The 17,808-nt window shown below is 73.9% G+C and carries 20 protein-coding genes; 1 reads left to right on the forward strand and 19 read right to left on the reverse strand.

Annotated features, from left to right (window positions below):
- Positions 1-92: 92 nt before the first annotated feature.
- Complete coding sequence (rpsB, locus tag C1N80_RS13715; protein WP_137771285.1) at positions 93-1,007, reverse strand: 30S ribosomal protein S2; 915 nt, start codon at positions 1,005-1,007, stop codon at positions 93-95.
- Positions 1,008-1,427: 420 nt separating this feature from the next.
- Between rpsB and C1N80_RS13720 the strand changes: the two genes are divergently transcribed.
- Entirely contained in the window at positions 1,428-2,162 is a 735-nt protein-coding gene (locus tag C1N80_RS13720) for a murein hydrolase activator EnvC (protein ID WP_137771286.1), read from the forward strand.
- A gap of 75 nt (positions 2,163-2,237) precedes the next feature.
- On the opposite strand, the gene C1N80_RS13725 is transcribed toward C1N80_RS13720, so the two are convergent.
- From C1N80_RS13725 to C1N80_RS13810, 18 genes are all read right to left on the reverse strand, one after another.
- Positions 2,238-3,254, reverse strand: a complete 1,017-nt coding sequence (locus C1N80_RS13725; protein WP_137771287.1) for a tyrosine recombinase XerC — start codon at positions 3,252-3,254, stop codon at positions 2,238-2,240.
- Positions 3,255-3,386: 132 nt separating this feature from the next.
- Complete coding sequence (gene dprA / locus C1N80_RS13730; protein WP_137771288.1) at positions 3,387-4,565, reverse strand: DNA-processing protein DprA; 1,179 nt, start codon at positions 4,563-4,565, stop codon at positions 3,387-3,389.
- Positions 4,562-6,130, reverse strand: coding sequence for a YifB family Mg chelatase-like AAA ATPase (locus tag C1N80_RS13735; RefSeq protein WP_137771289.1), 1,569 nt, complete (start codon positions 6,128-6,130; stop codon positions 4,562-4,564). The genes dprA and C1N80_RS13735 overlap by 4 nt, the downstream gene beginning before the upstream one ends.
- 1 nt (position 6,131) lies before the next feature.
- Positions 6,132-6,629 (reverse strand): YraN family protein, encoded by a 498-nt coding sequence (locus tag C1N80_RS13740; RefSeq protein WP_137771290.1) that lies wholly within the window; start codon positions 6,627-6,629, stop codon positions 6,132-6,134.
- A 93-nt stretch (positions 6,630-6,722) separates the two neighbouring features.
- Entirely contained in the window at positions 6,723-7,025 is a 303-nt protein-coding gene (locus C1N80_RS13745; RefSeq protein WP_137771291.1) for a DUF2469 domain-containing protein, read from the reverse strand.
- Complete coding sequence (locus C1N80_RS13750) at positions 7,022-7,840, reverse strand: ribonuclease HII (RefSeq protein WP_137771292.1); 819 nt, start codon at positions 7,838-7,840, stop codon at positions 7,022-7,024. The genes C1N80_RS13745 and C1N80_RS13750 overlap by 4 nt, the downstream gene beginning before the upstream one ends.
- Positions 7,837-8,607 (reverse strand): signal peptidase I, encoded by a 771-nt coding sequence (lepB, locus tag C1N80_RS13755; RefSeq protein ID WP_137771293.1) that lies wholly within the window; start codon positions 8,605-8,607, stop codon positions 7,837-7,839. Before lepB (C1N80_RS13755) ends, C1N80_RS13750 begins: the two co-directional genes overlap by 4 nt.
- A gap of 78 nt (positions 8,608-8,685) precedes the next feature.
- Positions 8,686-9,270 (reverse strand): signal peptidase I, encoded by a 585-nt coding sequence (gene lepB, locus C1N80_RS13760; RefSeq protein WP_240811145.1) that lies wholly within the window; start codon positions 9,268-9,270, stop codon positions 8,686-8,688.
- A 15-nt stretch (positions 9,271-9,285) separates the two neighbouring features.
- Entirely contained in the window at positions 9,286-9,636 is a 351-nt protein-coding gene (rplS, locus tag C1N80_RS13765; protein ID WP_103385149.1) for a 50S ribosomal protein L19, read from the reverse strand.
- Between the two features lie 278 nt (positions 9,637-9,914).
- Positions 9,915-10,685, reverse strand: coding sequence for a tRNA (guanosine(37)-N1)-methyltransferase TrmD (gene trmD / locus C1N80_RS13770; protein WP_137771294.1), 771 nt, complete (start codon positions 10,683-10,685; stop codon positions 9,915-9,917).
- A gap of 3 nt (positions 10,686-10,688) precedes the next feature.
- A complete protein-coding gene (gene rimM / locus C1N80_RS13775; RefSeq protein ID WP_137771295.1) occupies positions 10,689-11,249 on the reverse strand; it encodes a ribosome maturation factor RimM in 561 nt (186 codons plus the stop codon).
- Complete coding sequence (locus C1N80_RS13780) at positions 11,246-12,094, reverse strand: hypothetical protein (protein WP_137771296.1); 849 nt, start codon at positions 12,092-12,094, stop codon at positions 11,246-11,248. Before C1N80_RS13780 ends, rimM begins: the two co-directional genes overlap by 4 nt.
- 97 nt (positions 12,095-12,191) lie before the next feature.
- Entirely contained in the window at positions 12,192-12,434 is a 243-nt protein-coding gene (locus C1N80_RS13785; RefSeq protein ID WP_137771297.1) for an RNA-binding protein, read from the reverse strand.
- Between the two features lies 1 nt (position 12,435).
- Positions 12,436-12,918, reverse strand: coding sequence for a 30S ribosomal protein S16 (gene rpsP / locus C1N80_RS13790; RefSeq protein WP_137771298.1), 483 nt, complete (start codon positions 12,916-12,918; stop codon positions 12,436-12,438).
- 212 nt (positions 12,919-13,130) lie between these two features.
- Positions 13,131-14,450 carry an Nramp family divalent metal transporter gene (locus tag C1N80_RS13795; RefSeq protein ID WP_137771299.1) on the reverse strand — a complete coding sequence of 440 codons (1,320 nt, stop codon included), beginning with the start codon at positions 14,448-14,450 and terminating at the stop codon, positions 13,131-13,133.
- A 25-nt stretch (positions 14,451-14,475) separates the two neighbouring features.
- Positions 14,476-15,669, reverse strand: a complete 1,194-nt coding sequence (locus C1N80_RS13800) for an amidohydrolase family protein (RefSeq protein ID WP_137771300.1) — start codon at positions 15,667-15,669, stop codon at positions 14,476-14,478.
- Positions 15,670-15,713: 44 nt separating this feature from the next.
- Complete coding sequence (ffh, locus tag C1N80_RS13805) at positions 15,714-17,297, reverse strand: signal recognition particle protein (RefSeq protein WP_137771301.1); 1,584 nt, start codon at positions 17,295-17,297, stop codon at positions 15,714-15,716.
- Between the two features lie 273 nt (positions 17,298-17,570).
- Positions 17,571-17,795 carry a hypothetical protein gene (locus C1N80_RS13810; RefSeq protein WP_137771302.1) on the reverse strand — a complete coding sequence of 75 codons (225 nt, stop codon included), beginning with the start codon at positions 17,793-17,795 and terminating at the stop codon, positions 17,571-17,573.
- Positions 17,796-17,808 lie beyond the last annotated feature (13 nt).

The following is a 17,808-nucleotide window of genomic DNA, read 5'->3' on the forward strand; positions in this document are numbered from 1 at the left end:
TTCCTGGTGGGAGGTGCGTGGTGAGGGGAGGGGCCGGGCGGAGCGCCCGGAGGGGGACGGGGGCGCCGGGCGGCGTCCCCGTCCCCGCCGGGTCACTCGGCGGCGGGAGCCTCGGTGGACTCGGCGGCCTCCGCGGCCGGGGCCTCGGCGGCCGGGGCCTCCGCGGTCTCGGCGGCGGGCGCCTCGGCCTCGACCGACTTCTCGGCCGGGGCATCCTGCTGCTGGACCTCGGACTGGGCCAGGAGCTCGCGCTCCCACTCGGCCAGCGGCTCGGCGTCGACGGCGGAGACGTTCTTCTCGCCGCCGGTGGACTTCGCGTGACGCTCCTGCAGGCCGGCGGCCACGGCATCGGCGATGACGCGGGTCAGCAGGGTGACGGAGCGGATCGCGTCGTCGTTGCCCGGGATCGGGTACGCGACCTCGTCGGGATCGCAGTTGGTGTCCAGGATCGCGACGACGGGGATGTTGAGCTTCTGCGCCTCGTCGACGGCCAGGTGCTCCTTGTTGGTGTCCACGACCCACACGGCGCTCGGCGCCTTGCCCATGTCGCGGATGCCGCCGAGGGTCTTCTCGAGCTTCTCCTTCTCGCGGCGCATCATCAGCAGCTCCTTCTTGGTGCGGCCGGAGGAGGCCACATCGTCGAAGTCGATCTGCTCGAGCTCCTTGAGGCGGTTGACCCGCTGGGAGACGGTCTGCAGGTTGGTGAGCATGCCGCCCAGCCAGCGCTGGTTCACGTAGGGCATGCCCACGCGGGTGGCCTGCTCCTGGATGGACTCCTGGGCCTGCTTCTTGGTGCCGACGAACAGCACGGTGCCGCCGTGGGCGACGGTCTGGCGCACGAACTCGTAGGCCTTGTCGATGTACGACAGGGTCTGCATGAGGTCGACGATGTAGATGCCGTTGCGCTCCGTGAAGATGAAGCGGCGCATCTTGGGGTTCCAACGACGGGTCTGGTGCCCGAAGTGCACGCCGCTCTCCAGGAGCTGGCGCATGGTGACGACTGCCATGATCGGTGTCCTCTTCTGGCCCTGGGCTCGCACGGCGTACCTGTCGGGGCATCCGTGGTCCTCGCGCAGGACCTGCATTCTCGGTTGTTCCCCGCGACCGGGTGGTGCGGGGCCTGGTGCCCGGGTCACCGGCCGCCTCGTCCCGCCCCGGTCACCGATCCGGGGATCAGCGGCTCCGAGGACGATCGAGGACCGTCGGCCGGCGGACCCTGGTGGGCACGCGAAGTCATCCGGACGGACCGGATGCTGGGAGCAGTCTATCCGACGCCGAGGCACCGCATGGCGCGTCCTGCGTCACGTGGCGGCGGTGGATGCGCATGCCCCGGGGAGGGACGGCCGGTCTCTCCTCCCCCGGCGCGCACCGTCCACCGCCGGGCTCCCCGGGGACCGCGATGCGCCCCGGCCCGCTTCGATGGCGGCATGCCCCGGTCACGCCTGCCCTCCCCGCACCCGCCGATGCCGCCCCTCCGGCCTCTCCCCCGCCCGGCGCCCCCGCCTGTGCTGCGGCGGCTCCTCGTGGTGGTCGTGCTCGTCGCGCTCACCCTCCTCGCGCTCCCCGAGCCCGGGGCCGGCGCGGAGGGGTCGGACCGGTGGCGCTGGCCCGCCGCCCCTCCGCACCCCGTGCTGCGCGCCTTCGAGGCCCCGGAGCACCGCTACGGAAGCGGCCACCGCGGTATCGACGTCGGCGTCCCGGCAGGGGCCGAGGTCCATGCCGTGGAGGCGGGCACCGTGCACTTCGCGGGGAAGGTCGCCGGACGGGGCGTGGTCTCGGTGCGCCATGCCGACGGGCTGCTGTCCACCTACGAGCCCGTGGCGGCGACGGTCTCCGCCGGGGACCCGGTGGGGGCGGGGTCGACGCTCGGGACGATCGGGGCGGTCGACGGTGCACTGTCGCACTGCGCCCCGTCGACCTGCCTGCACCTCGGGGCGCGACGCGGGGAGGAGTACCTCGACCCGCTGCTCCTGCTCGGGATGCGCGGGCCGAGCGTGCTCGTGCGCTGGGACGGGGTCGGCTCGGGCGGCGCCGGGGCGGGGCCCGCTCCCCTGCTCAGCGGGGATGCGCTCGCCACCGCCGGGCCCTCGTCGTCACGGGTGGCCCCTGTTCCGGGAGGGTCGTCGGTGCGCGCTGGTGGCCGCGCGGCGACCGCGGACTGACACGGCACCGCTGCCGACGCCCGCTCCTCGTGCGGCCGGCGCCCACTCCGCCCGGGGCACGCGATCGGCCCCGGATCACGCCCGGGGGTGGGCCTGCTCGACGGTGCGCCGGAGCCGCTCGGCGCTGACGTGCGTGTAGATCTGCGTGGTCTGCAGGGAGGAGTGGCCCAGGAAGTCCTGGACGCTGCGCAGGTCCGCACCGCCCTCCACCAGATGCGTGGCAGCGCTGTGGCGGAGCGTGTGCGGGCTGATCCGCTTGTCGATCCCGGCAGCCCTCGCGGAGCGGTCCACGATCGTGCGCACGGCGCGATCCCCGAGCCGTGCCCCCCGGGCGCCGAGGAAGAGCGCCTCCCCCGATCGGCCCGGTCCGGCCGCGAGCACGGGGCGGCCCTCCTGCTCCCAGAGGGCGATCGCCGCGAGCGCGGGCCGCCCGACGGGCACCACCCGCTCCTTGTCCCCCTTGCCGCGGACGCGCACCGTGCCGCGATCGCGGTCGATGCCGCGCAGATCCAGCGCCACGAGCTCCGAGACGCGCAGTCCGGAGGAGTAGAGGAGCTCGAGCACGGCGGCGTCGCGCAGCGCGAGCGCCCGCTCCGTCGGGTCCGCGGTCTCCGGGGTCTCCGTCGCCTCTCCGCGCTCGGAGTGCCCGGAATGCTCGCGGGGCTGGACGCGCCCGGAGGGCTCGGGATGCTCGGTGTCGTCGAGCAGGTGCCCGGCCTGCTGGGCGGAGAGCACCGTGGGCAGGTGCCGGCCCCGCTGCGGGGCGCGGAGGCGGGAGCCGACGTCGTGGGGAGTCCGTCCCGAGGCGGCGAGCCAGGTGCAGAAGGTGCGTGCGGCGGCGGCGGAGCGGGCGAGCGTCGAGGGGCTCGCCCCGGTCTCCGCGCGGGCGGAGAGCCAGGAGCGCAGCGCCATGATGTCGATACCCGCGAGGTCGATCCGCTCGACCTCTCGCAGATGGGCGAGGAGATCCGCCGCCTCGCGCCGGTACGCGCGCACGGTGTGCTCGGAGCGGCCGCGCTCGAGCTGGAGGTGGTCGGCGAAGGCCTCGAGGACGCGGAGGTCCTCGGGATGCTCCTCGCGGGTGGCGGACATGGCTCCAGTGTCCCCCACGTGCCCTGCCGGGGCCGGCACCCCGCTCCTGTGGCGTCTCCGGCGACTCGGTCGTCCCGTTCCGCGGCCGACGCCGCGGACGCTCCCCGACGGAGGCGGCGTCCGGGCCATGCCCTACTCCCGCCGCTCCGGCCGGGGGCGCCGGATCCGGTCCCCGGCGTGCTCCACGTGGCCCAGGAGCTCGAGCCTCGCGATCGCTCCGGCCACCTGCGGCTCGGGGAGCGCGACCTCGCGGACGATGCCGGCCAGGTCGAGGGAGGAGCGGGGAGGCACCGCGTCGAGGACCCGGCGGTCCGCGGGTTCGAGAAGGTCCAGCCGGTCCTGCACGGCGAAGCCGCCCTCCCCCGCGGGGTCCCCGCCGGGCAGCAGCTCGAGGACGTCCTGCACCTCGGTCACGAGCACGGCGTCGCTCTCCCGCAGCAGCCGGTGGCAGCCGGCGCTCGCCGCGGAGGTCACCGGTCCGGGCACGGCCGCGACCACGCGTCGCAGGGAATCGGCCCGGCGCGCGGTGGAGAGCGCCCCGGAGCGCCAGGACGCCTCGACCACCACGGTCGCGTCCGCGAGCGCCGCGATGAGGCGGTTGCGGGCGAGGAACCGCCAGCGCGTGGGGGCCGTACCCGGCGGCGCCTCGGAGATCAGCACGTGGCGCGCGGCGATCCGCTCGAGCAGGTCGCTGTTGCCCCGCGGGTACAGGCGGTCCAGCCCGCCCGCGAGCACCGCCGCCGTCGCGCCGCCGGTCGCATGGAGCGCTCCGCGGTGCGCGGAGGCGTCGATCCCGTAGGCGCCGCCGGAGAGGACGGCCGCACCCCTCGCCGCGAGACCGGCGGCGAACGAGGTCGCGACGTCCTCCCCATAGCGGGTCGAGGCGCGGGAGCCCACGATCGCCGCGACGGGGCGTCCCAGCAGCTCGCCGAGGTCGCCGTCCCCGCGCAGCCACAGGCAGGACGGCTGCTCGTGCGCGAGGTCCGCGAGCCGCTGCCCGGGCCAATCGGGGGCCTCGGGGGTGAGCACCCGCAGCCGGCGCCGGCCCGCGTCGGCGAGCACCGCGCCGACGTCGAGCGAGCTCAGCCGGTGCCGCCAGCGGGAGAGCGCCTCCGTCGCCGCGCGCTCGGCACCCGGTCTCGGCTCTGTCCCGGTGCGGCGCAGGAGCTCCCGGGCGGTCCCGGTGCGGGCCAGGTCGAGGGCGTCGACCGGCCCGCAGTGCCGGCGCAGCGCGAGGGCGACCTCGTCGAGGGGCTCGGCGATGAGTGACCAGGTGACGCGGGCCAGGAGGTCCGGGGAGGGGCCGCTCATCGTCGGTCCTCGTCACGGAGGGTGAGGGCGGTGCCGACGTGCTCGGCCTCGGGCCTCTCGGCGCCGGTGAGATCCGCAAGGGTCCAGGCGAGGCGCAGCACGCGGTCGTGGCCGCGCAGCGAGAGCCGTCCCTGGGCGAGGGCGTGGTCGAGCAGTCGGGACTGGGAGGGCTCGGGGGCGAGGTCACGGCGCAGGTCCGGCCCGGGGATCTGGCAGTTCAGGTGCCAGGGCCTGTCGGCGAAGCGCCGTCGCTGGCGCTCGCGGGCCGCGGCGACCCGGAGCGCGATCTCGGCGGAGGACTCCCCCGCCGCGCCGTCGAGGAGGTGCACGTCCACGGGTGGGACGTCGAGGCGCATGTCGATGCGGTCCATGATCGGGCCCGAGAGGCGGTGGAGGTACCGGCGGCGCTGAAGGGGCGAGCAGCTGCAGGCCTCCCCGTGCCCGTACGACATGCCGCAGGGGCACGGGTTGGCGGCAAGCACGAGCTGGAAGCGTGCGGGATAGCGGGCGGCGCCGCCCGAGCGGTGGAGCGTGATGTCGCCGGTCTCGAGCGGCTCCCGCAGCGCCTCGAGCACCCGCGCCGGGAACTCCGGCGCCTCGTCGAGCAGGAGCACGCCGGCGTGGGCGCGGGAGATCGCACCGGGCAGGGCGATCCCCGATCCGCCTCCCACTACGGCGGCGGCCGTGGCGGTGTGGTGGGGGCTCTCGAACGGCGGGCGCCGTCGCAGCCCCTGGCGCGCGTCGAAGCGCCCGCAGACGGAGTGGATGGCGGAGACCGCGAGGGAGTCCTCGGTATCGAGATCGGGGAGGATCCCGGGGATCCGGGCGGCGATCATCGTCTTCCCCGCTCCGGGCGGCCCGGTGAGCAGCAGGTGATGGCCGCCCGCGGCGGCGACCTCGGCGGCGAAGCGGGCCTGCTCCTGCCCGAGCACGTCGCGGAAGTCCAGGGTGGAGCGGGGACCGGTGCCGTCGGCGTCCGCCCCGTCCCTCCCATCGGGGCCGCCGTCGTCGCCCCCGCCCGGACGGTCCGTGGGGTCCGGGCCCGGGGTGATCCGGGCGCCCCAGCGGTGCAGGACCGTCGCGAGGTCCCCGGCGGCGTCCACCGAGATGCCGTCCACGAGCCGGGCCTCGGCGAGGTTCTCCAGCGGCACCACGGCACGGTCGATCCCGAGGCCGCGGGCGGCGACGAGTGCGGGGAGCACACCGGGGACGGGCCGCAGCCGGCCGTCGAGACCCAGCTCGCCGAGGTGGACGGTGCGCTCGATGCCCCGGGAGGGCAGGTCGCCCTGCGCGGCGACGAGGGCGATCGCGATCGCGAGGTCGAAGCCCGATCCGTGCTTGGGGATCCAGGCGGGGGTCATGTTGACCGTCAGCCGGCGCTGGGCGAGGTGGATCCCGCTGCGCGCGGAGGCGGCCCGCACCCGCTCACGGGCCTGCAGCGTCGAGGGTCCGGGCAGTCCCACGAGGGAGAAGGCGGGGAGCCCCGGGGAGACGTCGGCCTCGATCTCGACGAGCGTCCCCTCGAGCCCCGTGAGCGCGACCGAGAGCGTGCGCGCCTGGCCCATCTCAGCCGACCGCCCGCAGGTGCTCGACGAGCACCGTGCCGTCGAGGTGCACGTGCACGGCGATCACGTCGATGCGCACGTCGCGATGCGGGGTCGAGCGCTCCATCAGATAGGTGCCGACCAGGCGGCGCAGCCGCGCGAGCTTGTCCGGGGTGACCGCGGCCTGCGGGACCCCGGTGACGAAGCTGCGGCGCGTCTTCACCTCGACGAAGACGAGGGTGTCCCCGTCCAGGGCGATGATGTCGAGCTCGCCGCGCCGGCCGAGGCGCAGGTTCCGCTCCACGACGAGCCATCCCTCGGCCTCGAGACGCTCAGCGGCGATGTCCTCCCCGCGGCGGCCGAGCTCCGCCGTGGAGAGGGAGCGTAGGGGGCGGGGAGGACGCGGCGGCAGGGGCGGCGGGACGAGGGCAGGAGCGGGCCCCTGCGCGGTCGGTGGTCGCCCTGCGGCATGGGAGGGGGCCTCGGTCCGGGGTCCGCCGGCGGCGGTGGCGCTGTTCATGCGGGACAGCCTGGGCGGTGCCAGGCTCCCGCGCCCGCTCGGATCCCGGACTGGGGACGGAGGGCCGTTGGGGAGGAACGATCGGATGCCGCGTCAGGGCAGCGAGATGTCCGGCTTGGACAGCTCCTCGATGTTCACGTCCTTGAAGGTCACCACGCGCACGGACCGCACGAAGCGGTGGGAGCGGTAGATGTCCCACACCCAGACGTCCGCGAGGCGCAGCTCGTAGAAGACCTCGCCGCCCGCGGAGCGCACCTGCAGATCCACCTGGTTGGCGAGGTAGAAGCGGCGCTCCGTCTCGACCACGTAGGTGAAGAGGCTGACGACGTCGCGGTACTCCCGGAAGAGCTGAAGCTCGAGATCCGACTCGTAGTTCTCGAGGTCCTGACTGTTCACTCTCGCTCCTCCACGCCGGTCCCGGGATCAGGGTCGTCCCACAGTACGCCAGTGAGAGGGGCCTGCCTCACCGGAGCCTGGACGCGCGCCGACGACCGGACCGGAGCGGGGGCAGGTGACCGGGCGGGCTTCGGCGCGGAGCCCAGGCGCCAGCTGCGGCGGTGGTGGTCACTCGCACCGAGGGCGTCGATCGCCTCCCGGTGGGCGGCGGAGCCGTAGCCCTTGTTCCCCGCCCAGCCGTAGGCGGGCAGCTCCTCGTCCAGCGCGACCATGTGGGCGTCCCGCGCGACCTTCGCGACGACGCTCGCCGCGGCGACGCTCGCGCAGTCGCGGTCGGCGCTGACCTGCAGCGCGATCCGCGGGACGTGCCCGCCGCGGGAGACGAGCGCGGGGGTGAGCACGTCGGCGTCGCCGTCGAGCAGGATCGCGTCGATCCGTGCGCCGTCGGGGAGCTCGAGGCCGTCCAGCGCTCGCAGCGCGGCCCGGGTGAGGGCCGTCATGATGCCCGCCTCGTCGATCTCCGCGGCGCTCGCCCAGCCGGTCGCGACGGCGAGGGCGCTCTCGCGGATCGGCTCCACGAGCGCCTCGCGGCGACGCGCGGTGAGGCGCTTGGAGTCGCGGACCCCTGCGGGTAGCGGCGTGATCTCGCCGTCCACGGCGCGCACGGCGCAGGCGCCGAGGGTCACGGGGCCCGCGAGGGCGCCGCGGCCCACCTCGTCGATGCCGACGACGATCCGCTCCCCCGGGCCGCAGGCGGCGGCGAGGGCGCGCTCGACGTCGAGAGTGGGGACGACGGCCGGGCCGGCCGGGCTCACGGCTGGTCGGGGACGTCGGAGAAGGCGTCGTGGCCGTCGTTCAGACCCGTCCAGCGGCTCGCGGGCCAGAAGACGACCTCGGCGGTGCCGGTGACGTCGTCGAGGGGGACGAAGCCGTCCTCGCCCTGGATCTCGTGCCAGGCCGAATCGGCGGAGGCGTGCCGGTTGTCGCCCATGACCCACACCTTCCCCTCGGGCACCGTGACGTCGAAGGCGCCCTGGCAGGCGGTGGTCGCCGGGTTGATGTAGGGCTCGTCGAGGGCGACGCCGTTCACCTCGAGCTGCGAGTCCGCGGACTCGCAGACGACGTGGTCGCCCGGGAGGCCGATGAGGCGCTTGACGAGGTGGTCCTGGGAGGGATCCGGTGCGAGGCCGACGAGGCTCAGCAGCATCATCAGACGCACCCGCGGGGTGGGGTCCTCCGTCGCGTCCCCCTCGACCCAGTTCCCCGGGTCCGCGAAGACGACGACGTCGCCGCGCTGGAGGTCGAAGACCCCGGGGGTCAGCTTGGAGACGAGGATCTTGTCGTTCGTCTCGAGGGTGGGGCTCATCGACTCGGACGGGATGTAGAACGGCTGGATCAGGAAGGTCTTCACGAGCACCGCGATGACCAGTGCGACCGCCATGGTGACGACCATGTCGAGCCAGAGCGGCATCCGTCGGCGCTCGCGGGCCGCCCGCGGGGCGCCGGCGCGGTGGGAGTGCTCGGCGTCGCCGTGCGCCTCCGGGGAGGTCACGTCGCTGCGGGGTTCATCGGGCTCGTTCATCACCGCGATCCTAGCCGCGGTTCCTGCATGGCCCCGCCGCGCCACGGCGAGGGACACCGCGTGACCCGATCACCCCGGTCAGAGCGCGCCGCGGCGCGAGAGCGGCCAGGCGATCGCGTCGACGCTCCCCACGACCCGCGAGACGGGGATCATCCCGCCGCCGGGCGCGCCGAGCAGGTTCCGCGAATCCGTGGAATCGCCCCGGTTGTCGCCGAGCACGAACATGCGCCCCTGGGGCACCTCGAGGTCGAAGGGGATCTCGCTCGGGACGGTGCCCGCGGGGAGGTACGGCTCCTCGAGCGCCTCCCCGTTCACCGTGATCGCCCCGGCGTCCGTGCAGCAGGTGACGCGGTCACCGCCCACGGCGATCACCCTCTTCACCCAGAAGCGGCCGCTCGCCCCGGCGCCGTCGGTCCCGAAGTAGCCGGAGCCGTCGAACACGACGACCTGGCCGCGCTCGGCGGTGTCGCGGTCGGAGCGGTCCGCGAGGATCAGGTCGCCGGGCTGCAGGGCGGGCTCCATCGAGGCCGAGGGCACCGTGAACGGCTGGGCCACGAACTGGCGCACCAGCAGGGCGCCGAGCAGGAGCAGCACGACGAGGACGGCGGCGACCGCCACCGTGAGGTGGGATCGCCGCCGTCCGTCGTGGACCTGATCGGTCACCGGGAGAGCCGTGGCTCAGGAGTGCTCGCGCTTCTCCTTGATGCGGGCCTTCTTGCCGGTGAGCTTGCGCAGGTAGTACAGCTTCGCGCGGCGCACGTCGCCGCGGGTGACGACCTCGATCTTCTCGATGGTCGGGGCGTGCACGGGGAACACGCGCTCCACGCCGACGCCGAAGGAGATCTTGCGGACCCGGAAGGTCTCGCCCACGCCGTGGCCCTGGCGGCCGATGACGTAGCCCTGGAAGACCTGGACACGGGAGCGGTTGCCCTCGATGACCTTCACGTGGACCTTGACGTTGTCACCGGCGCGGAACGCGGGGATGTCCTCGCGCAGGGACGCCTTGTCGAGCTCGTCGAGCTTCTGCATCGTTCTTCTCCAGCCCTCCGCCTCAGGTCGGACAGCATGTTCGCGGGTCTCCCGGGACGGGGGACCGTGATGAACCATCGATCCGGCGAGGGGCGGACCCCTCGTGCCGGTGTGCTGGGCCTCTGGCGGCGACTCCCATCGCCACGGACCTGCCCGGCCGCTTCCTGCGCCCCTCCCCTGAGGCAGGGGGGCGCGCGACACGCACGAGGACCCATTGTGCCAGCGCACACGGGCCGCGGCAAGCATCGGGCCCGCCGAACACGCTGGTCAGCGGGCGGTCACCGTGTCGGCTTGGTCACGGCCCCGGCGTCGCCGCGCCGCTCGGACGCCTCGAGGAGGTCCGGCCGGCGCTGCGCGGTGCGGGCGAGGGACTGCTCGCGCCTCCAGGCGGCGATGCGGCCGTGGTCCCCCGAGAGCAGGATCTCCGGCGCCTCGCGGAGGGTGCCGTCGGGATCCGTCCAGGACGCCGGACGGGTGTACAGCGGGTACTCGAGCAGGCCCTCCGAGTGGGACTCCTCGACGAGGCTCTCCGCGTTGCCGACGACGCCCGGCACCAGGCGCACGATCGCCTCGGTGATCGCGAGCACCGCGACCTCGCCGCCGTTGAGGACGTAGTCGCCGAGGCTCGCGAGGGCCACCTCGACGCCGCCGTCCGCGAGATGCTCGTAGACGCGCTCGTCGATGCCCTCGTAGCGCCCGCAGGCGAAGACGATCCAGTCCCGCCCCGACCACTCCTGGGCGGTCGCCTGCGCGAAGGGCGCCCCGGCCGGGTTCGGGAAGACGACCAGCGGGCGTGCCTGCTCGCCCAGCTCCGCGCGGCCCGCGGCCTGCACGGCCGCGAAGGCCTCCGCCCACGGCTCGGGCTTCATGACCATGCCGGCGCCGCCGCCGAGCGGCGTGTCGTCCACGGTGCGGTGGCGGTCGTGGGTGAAGTCCCGCAGCTGGTGGACGTGGAGGTCCACGATCCCCTCGCGACGGGCCTTCCCGATCAGCGAGAGCTCGAGCGGGGCGAGGTACTCCGGGAAGAGCGTGAGGACGTCGATGCGCACGGGTCAGCCCCGACCGGCTTCGTCATCGACGTCGGCGGGCAGCTCCTCGAAGAGGCCGCCCGGGGGGTCGGCGATCACCACACCGGACTCGAGGTCGACCTCCGGCACGAGCTCCTCGACGAGCGGCAGTTGCACGCGGGCGCGCTGAGGGGTGCGCACCACGAGCAGGTCCTGGGCCGGGTAGTGCTGGACGTCGACGACGGTGCCCAGCTCGCGACCGTCCACGTGGCGCACCGCGAGGCCCGTCAGCTGATCGGGGTACCAGGCGTCGGGGTCCTCCTCCGCCTCGACCTCCTCGTCGACGGTCATCGGGAGCTCGACGCCGCGCAGCGACTCGGCGTCGGTGCGGTCGGCGACCTCGTCGAAGCGCACGTACCAGCGGTCCTGCTGGCTGCGCACCGAGGCCACGGTGAGCGTGCGCTCCCCTCCCGCGGTCACCGCGGTGAAGACGGCGCCGGGGACGATGCGCTCCTCGGGAACGTCGGTGCGCAGGATCAGCCCCACCTCCCCGCGCAGTCCGTGGGCGCGGGCGATCGTCGCGACGATGACCTCTCGGGTGCTCATGCGGTTCCTCCGTCGGAAGGGTCGGGGTCCGCGCCCGCGAGCGGGTCGGGGACGTCGTAGCCGGCCGCGGTGCAGGCCGCGCCGAGCTCGGTGAGGGGGTCGTGGAGCCCGGGCGAGTCGAGGTCTCCCTGCAGCGCGTCCTGGAAGGGGGTGCGCACCTCGCGCAGCGCGGCGGCGACCGCGGGATCGTCCACGGCGACGCTCTGCGCGGTGAGCAGGTCGGAGGCCTCGGCGACCTCGGTCGCGGCGCTCTTGGGGACGGCCTGCGGGGAGGCGCCGGCGATCGCGGTCAGGTGCGGGGCGACCTGCTCGCGGTCCGCGAAGACGCTCAGCGTGCTGGGGGCCGTGAAGGTCTCCGCGCACACGAGCGCCGCGGGCTTGGCGCCCTGCTGGCCGTGGCCGGCGGCCCAGGTGGCCGCCGTCGAGTCGGGGGTGCAGGACTCGGCGAGACCCCGCCAGGTGACCGCGAAGGTGTCGAGGTCGGCGTGCTCCCCCGGGGCGGGAGCGGTGCGCAGCCAGGTCGCGACGTCGGCCGCGGCCCCACGGGTGTCCTCCGGGGCGTCGGCGAAGGCGGTCTCGACCCCGCTCGCGACGGCGGTCGCCGGGCTGCCGTCGGAGGGGCCGTCATCGGTGGAGGTGATCACGGCGGCGGCCTCGAGAACGCGCCAGGCCGGGGCCTCGTCGTAGTCGGCGTCCCCGAAGAAGCGTGTGCACGCGGCGGTGCGGGACGGGTCCGTGGAGGGACCGGTGCTCCCGGCCCCCGCGTCGGAGCCGCCGGTCGCGCCGACGGGGTCGCAGCCGGAGATCAGCGCGGCCGCGGTGAGGACGGCGAGCGTCCCCGTCACCGTCCGGGAGAGCGAGGCCCTCCGGCCGGGCAACGCACGAGAGCGGCATCGCCGGGCGGACCCGGCCATGCCGCTCTCGTGAGAGGGGTGAGGCACCTCAGCGCCGGTCGACGTCGACGATGTCCACACGCACGTCATCGTCCGACAGCGCCGCCGTGACGGTGCGCAGGGCCCGGGCGGTGCGGCCCGAGCGCCCGATCACGCGACCGAGGTCGGCGGGGCCGACCCGCACCTCGAGCAGCGGACCGCGACGGGTGGACTTCTCGGTCACCTGGACCTCGTCGGGGCTGTCGACGATCCCGCGGACCAGATGGTCGAGGGCTTCGGCGCGAGAGCTCATCTCAGGCCTCGTCGGCGGCGGCCGCGGCGTCCTCGGTGGACTCACCCTCGGCGGGGGCCTCCTCGGAGCCGGCCTCGACCTCGTCGGCGGCCGCGGGGGCCTCCGCCTCGGCCTTGGCCTTCTTCGCGCCCTCACGGGACGTGGAGGCGGCCTTGTCGGCCTCCGCGATGAGCTCCTCGGCGGACTTCTTCGCCTCCGCGGTCTTCAGGGTGCCGGCGGCGTCGCCCTCACCCTTGAACTTCTGCCAGTCGCCGGTGATCTTCAGCAGCGCGGCGACCTGCTCGGTGGGCTGCGCGCCCACGCCGAGCCAGTAGAGCGCACGCTCGGACTGGATCTCGATGAACGAGGGGTTCTCGGTGGGGTGGTACTTGCCGATCTCCTCGATCACGGCACCGTCGCGCTTCTTGCGCGAATCGGCCACCACGACGCGGTAGAACGGTGCACGGATCTTGCCCATGCGCTTCAGACGGATCTTGACAGCCACGTGTGTGGACTCTCCTTCAGGATGTTCGGGTGAGTCCCGCCGCTGCCTGTGGGGTATGCGGGCGCTGACGGTGCTCGGGGTGCTGTGCCGCGACGGGTAGAGGGCCGGTCGCGGCGCATACAGGGAGTGATTATGCCAGCTCGCCCCCGACCGGTTCCACCCGGGAGGGATGTGCGGCGGGGCACAGCGCTCCGCCGCTCCCCCGCACCCGGTCAACCGGCGATCGCATCGACGAGCTGATTGACGCCGAGCACCACGAACAGCAGCGTCACGACGCCGAGGACGATGTTCCCCAGCGGGCGGTTGCGCCAGGCCGCGGGCATGTGCCGGGAGTTCATGAGCACGAGCAGCGTGATCGCGAGGAAGGGCATGAAGAACGAGCCCAGCACGCCGTAGGCGATGATCACCTGCACCGGCTTTCCGAGCAGCAGCAGGAGCATCGGCGGGAAGGTGAGCCAGAGGATGTAGAAGCGGTAGTAGCGCCCGCCGATCTGCCGGTCCGGATGCCCCTCCTCCTTGCCGCGCACGTGGCCCCAGAAGTCCGCGAACATGATCGACACGCCGTTCCAGACGCCGAGCACGGAGGAGAACGACGAGGCCCAGAACCCCAGCAGGAACACCCAGCTGAAGGCGGTGCCGTAGCGCGCGGCGAGCACGTCGGAGAGGTCGAGCAGACCGCGGTCGCCCTCGTCGATCGCGACGCCGGAGGAGTACAGCAGCTCCGCACCCACGATCAGCATCGCGACGACGAAGACGCCGGAGATGACGTAGGCCATCGCGTTGTCGATCCGCATGACCTTCATCCAGCGCGGCGTGGACCAGCCCTTCTCCGCGAGCCAGTAGCCGTAGGCGGCGAGCGTGATCGTGCCGCCGACGCCGCCCGCGATGGAGAGCGTGTAGAGCAGGCCTCCGTCGGGGATGCGCGGGACGAGCCCGCCGATGATCTGCGGGATGTTCGGCAGGGTCACGACGGCGGCGCCGACGACCGTGAGGAACATGATGCCGACGAGCACCGCGACGAGATTCTCGAGCCGGTGGTAGCGGCCCATCCAGACGAGCGCGGCGCCGATCAGGCCCGAGAGGATCGCGTAGACGATGAAGGGCATGTCCGCGATCCAGCCGACGTCCCCGAGTCCCGGCAGCTGCGGGACCAGCGCCGCGAGCGGCAGGGCGGAGGCGCTCATGGCGGTCGCCCCGTACACGAAGCCCCAGATCATGATGTAGGGCCCGAAGTACCAGGAGGTCCAGCGGCCCACGCGCCGCCAGCCCTCGAAGATCGTGTGCCCGGTGGCGAGGGTCCAGCGGCCCGCGCCCTCGACGAGCACGATCTTGATGATCACGCCCGCGACGGCCGCCCACAGCAGGGCGTAGCCGTAGCGGGAGCCCGCGACGAGGGTCGCGACGAGGTCGCCCGCGCCGATCCCGGTCGCGGCGACCACCAGGCCGGGGCCGATGAGCTTCCAGCGGGGCGGGGGCATCGTGTCGGTCCCTCCGGTGGTCGGGCCGGGGTGCGCTGCGTCGTCGGAGTGCATCCCTGCACGCTACCGTGCCCCGGGCTCAGGCCACGACGCGACCTGCGAGGACGACGTGGCGGCGCTCGCGCAGCACCCGGTGGTCGGTCCGCGGGTCGCCGGGCAGGACGAGCAGGTCCGCGGGGTCGCCGTCCTCGAGGCCGGGCACGCCCAGGTAGGCGCGCGGCGCCCAGGTGGCCGCGTCGAGGATCGCGGCGGCGTCCAGCCCGCAGGCGGCAAGGGCGTCGAGCTCGTCGTGGATGATGCCGTGGCCGAGCACTCCCCCGGCATCGGTGCCGGTCAGCAGCTGCACTCCGGCGTCGTGCGCGTCGCGAGTGCGCTCGTGGCGGGCCGCGCGCAGGCGCCGCATGTGGGCGGCGTAGGCGGGGAACTTCCGCTCGCCCTGGCTCGCGTACGTCTCGAACTCGTCGACGTTCACGAGCGTGGTGACGACCGGGACGCCGGCCGCGGCGGCGCGGGAGATCGTCCCCGCGGTGAGGCCGGTCGCGTGCTCGAGGCAGTCGAAGCCGGCGTCGAGGACGAGCGGGAGCGTCTCCTCGTCGAAGGTGTGGGTGGTGATGCGGGCGCCGTGGGCGTGCGCGGCCTCGGCGGCGGCCCGGAAGTCCTCCCCGGACCAGGTGGGCGTCAGGTCCCCCACGCCTCGGTCGATCCAGTCCCCCACGAGCTTCACCCAGCCGTCGCCGCGCTCCGCCTCGGCGGCGACCGTCGCGGGCAGGTCCTCGGGGTCCACCTCGTGGGCGTAGCCGATGAGGTAGCGGCGGGTGCGGGCCACGTGCCGGCCGGCGCGGATGATCCGCGGGAGGTCCGTCTCCCCCTGCAGGGGTGCGGTGTCGGTGATCGATCCGGCGTCGCGTATTAGCAGCACCCCGGTGTCGCGGTCGGTGCGGGCCTGCGCCCTGGCCTCGTCGAGGCTCGTGGCAGTGCCCTCGTCGCTGATGCCGATGTGGCAGTGCAGGTCCGCGAGGCCGGGGACGACGACGCCGTCGATCTCCCGGATCTCCGTCCCGGCGGGCAGCTCGGGGCGCTCGTGGTGGATCCTGCCTCCGACGACCCAGGCGCCGCCGATCTCCTGATCGGGGCCGGTCAGGACCGGGCCCGTGAGGTGGAGAACGGTGTGGTCCGGCGCCTCCCGTGCGTAGGACGGGCTCTCCGTACCGGGGCGGAGCCCGGCGGAGAAGGCCTCACGGGCGGCGTGTGCGGAGCGTGCTTCGGTGCGCATGCCCCGAGGCTAGCGACTCCCGCCGCCCGGAGGCGCCGACGGGCTCAGCGGCCGCCGAGCAGCTTCTGCATCTCCGGCGGGAGCTGGCCGGGGTCGAAGTCCGCCACGTCCTGGCCGGACGGGGCGCCGCCACCGAAGGCGGATCCGCCCTGGCCCTCGCCGGACCTCGCCTTCTTCGCGGCCTCGGCCTGCTCGCGCGCGGCCTTCGCCGGGTTCTTCGACTTGGCCTTCTTGGCCTGCTTGGGCGCCTGCTGCTTGCCGCGGGACTTCTTGCCCATGCCCATGCCGGGGCCGCCGGGCATCCCCGGCATGCCGCCGCCGGCCATGCCCTTGCCCATGGTGCGCATCATCTGCTGGGCCTGCTTGAACCGCTCGAGGAGCTGGTTGACGGCCTGCACGGTGGTGCCGGAGCCCTTGGCGATGCGGTTGCGGCGCGAGCCGTTGATGATCTTGGGGTCGTTGCGCTCCGCGGGGGTCATCGAGCGGATCATCGCCTCGATGCGGTCCACCTCGCGCTCGTCGAAGCTGTCCAGCGCCTCGCGGTACTGGCCCATGTTCGGCAGCATGCCCAGCATCTTCTTGATGCTGCCCATGTTCTTGATCTGCTGCATCTGGGTCAGGAAGTCGTCGAGGGTGAAGTCCTCGCCGCTCGCGAGCTTCTTCGCGGCCTTCTCGGCCTCCGCCTGGTCGAAGCTCTTCTCCGCCTGCTCGATGAGGGTGAGCACGTCGCCCATGTCGAGGATGCGGTTGGCCATGCGGTCCGGGTGGAAGCGCTCGAAGTCCTCGAGGCCCTCACCGGTGGAGGCGAAGAGGATCGGCCGCTCGGTGACCCCGGTGATCGAGAGCGCCGCACCGCCGCGGGCGTCCCCGTCGAGCTTGGAGAGGACCACGCCGGAGAAGCCGACGCCGTCGCGGAACGCCTCGGCCACGCGGGCGGCGTCCTGGCCGATCATCGCGTCGACGACGAACAGGGTCTCGTGCGGGTTGACGGCGTCGCGGATGTCCCGCGCCTGCTGCATCATCTCCTCGTCGATGCCGAGGCGGCCCGCGGTGTCGACGATGACGACGTCGTGCTGCTGGAACTGGGCGGTGGAGACGCCGTTCATGGCGACGAGCACGGGGTTGCCCACGCCGTTGCCGGGCTCCGGCGCGAAGACCGGCACGCCGGCCCGCTCACCGACGATCTGCAGCTGGTTGACGGCGTTGGGTCGCTGGAGGTCCGCCGCGACGAGCATCGGCGTGTGGCCCTCGGACTTCATCCAGCGGGCGAGCTTGCCCGCGAGGGTCGTCTTGCCGGCGCCCTGGAGGCCCGCGAGCATGATCACGGTGGGCGGGTTCTTGGCGAAGTGGAGCTCGCCGGTGGCGCCGCCGAGGATCTGCACCAGCTCGTCGTTGACGATCTTGACGACCTGCTGCGCCGGGTTGAGGGCCTTGGAGACCTCCTCGCCCAGCGCGCGCTCGCGCACCCGGGCGGTGAACTCGCGCACCACCGGGACGGCGACGTCGGCGTCCAGCAGGGCGCGGCGGATCTCGCGGACGGTCTTGTCGACGTCGGCCTCGGTGAGACGGCCGTGACCGCGCAGCCCCTTGAGGCTGGCGGTGATGCGATCGGAGAGGTTGTTGAACACGAAGAGCTTCCCCTAGGTCGTGTGGACCGCCCCAGTGTAGTGGCCATGCCCGGGGAGACCGAGGCGCACGGTGCCCGCGGAGTCGAGGGACACAGGAGCGCCCTCGCGCCTGGTGCCCGTCGCCGGCGGCCCGTGGGGGCGTGATCGCCCTGGAGCTGGAGGGGGAGGGCGCGAGGTGCGGTAACCGGGCGGCGCCGGGTCCGACGGTTGGCCGTCGCCGATGTCACGCCGTGCATCGGCCTGGTCCGCCGCCCCTCCGACCGTCGGGAGCGGTCAGGACCGGTCGGCCGGCGCGTCTCCCTCGTCGGACGCCGACGTGGTGAGCGTGATCGTCCCGCTGTCCAGGAACGACGATCCCGTTGTCGGGTCGACGTGCTCCGTCGCCCCGGACTCGTAGGCGATCTCGATGCCGTCGGCCCGCTCGTTCTGCCCCGGGAACACCTCGGGCAGCGACGGTGCGCGCCGCAGCCGGGGCCTCCGGCTCTCCTGCTCCTGCATCGCCGACCGCCTC

The sequence above is a fragment of the Brachybacterium sp. SGAir0954 genome (assembly GCF_005490785.1).
GTDB classification, from domain to species: Bacteria; Actinomycetota; Actinomycetes; order Actinomycetales; family Dermabacteraceae; genus Brachybacterium; species Brachybacterium rhamnosum.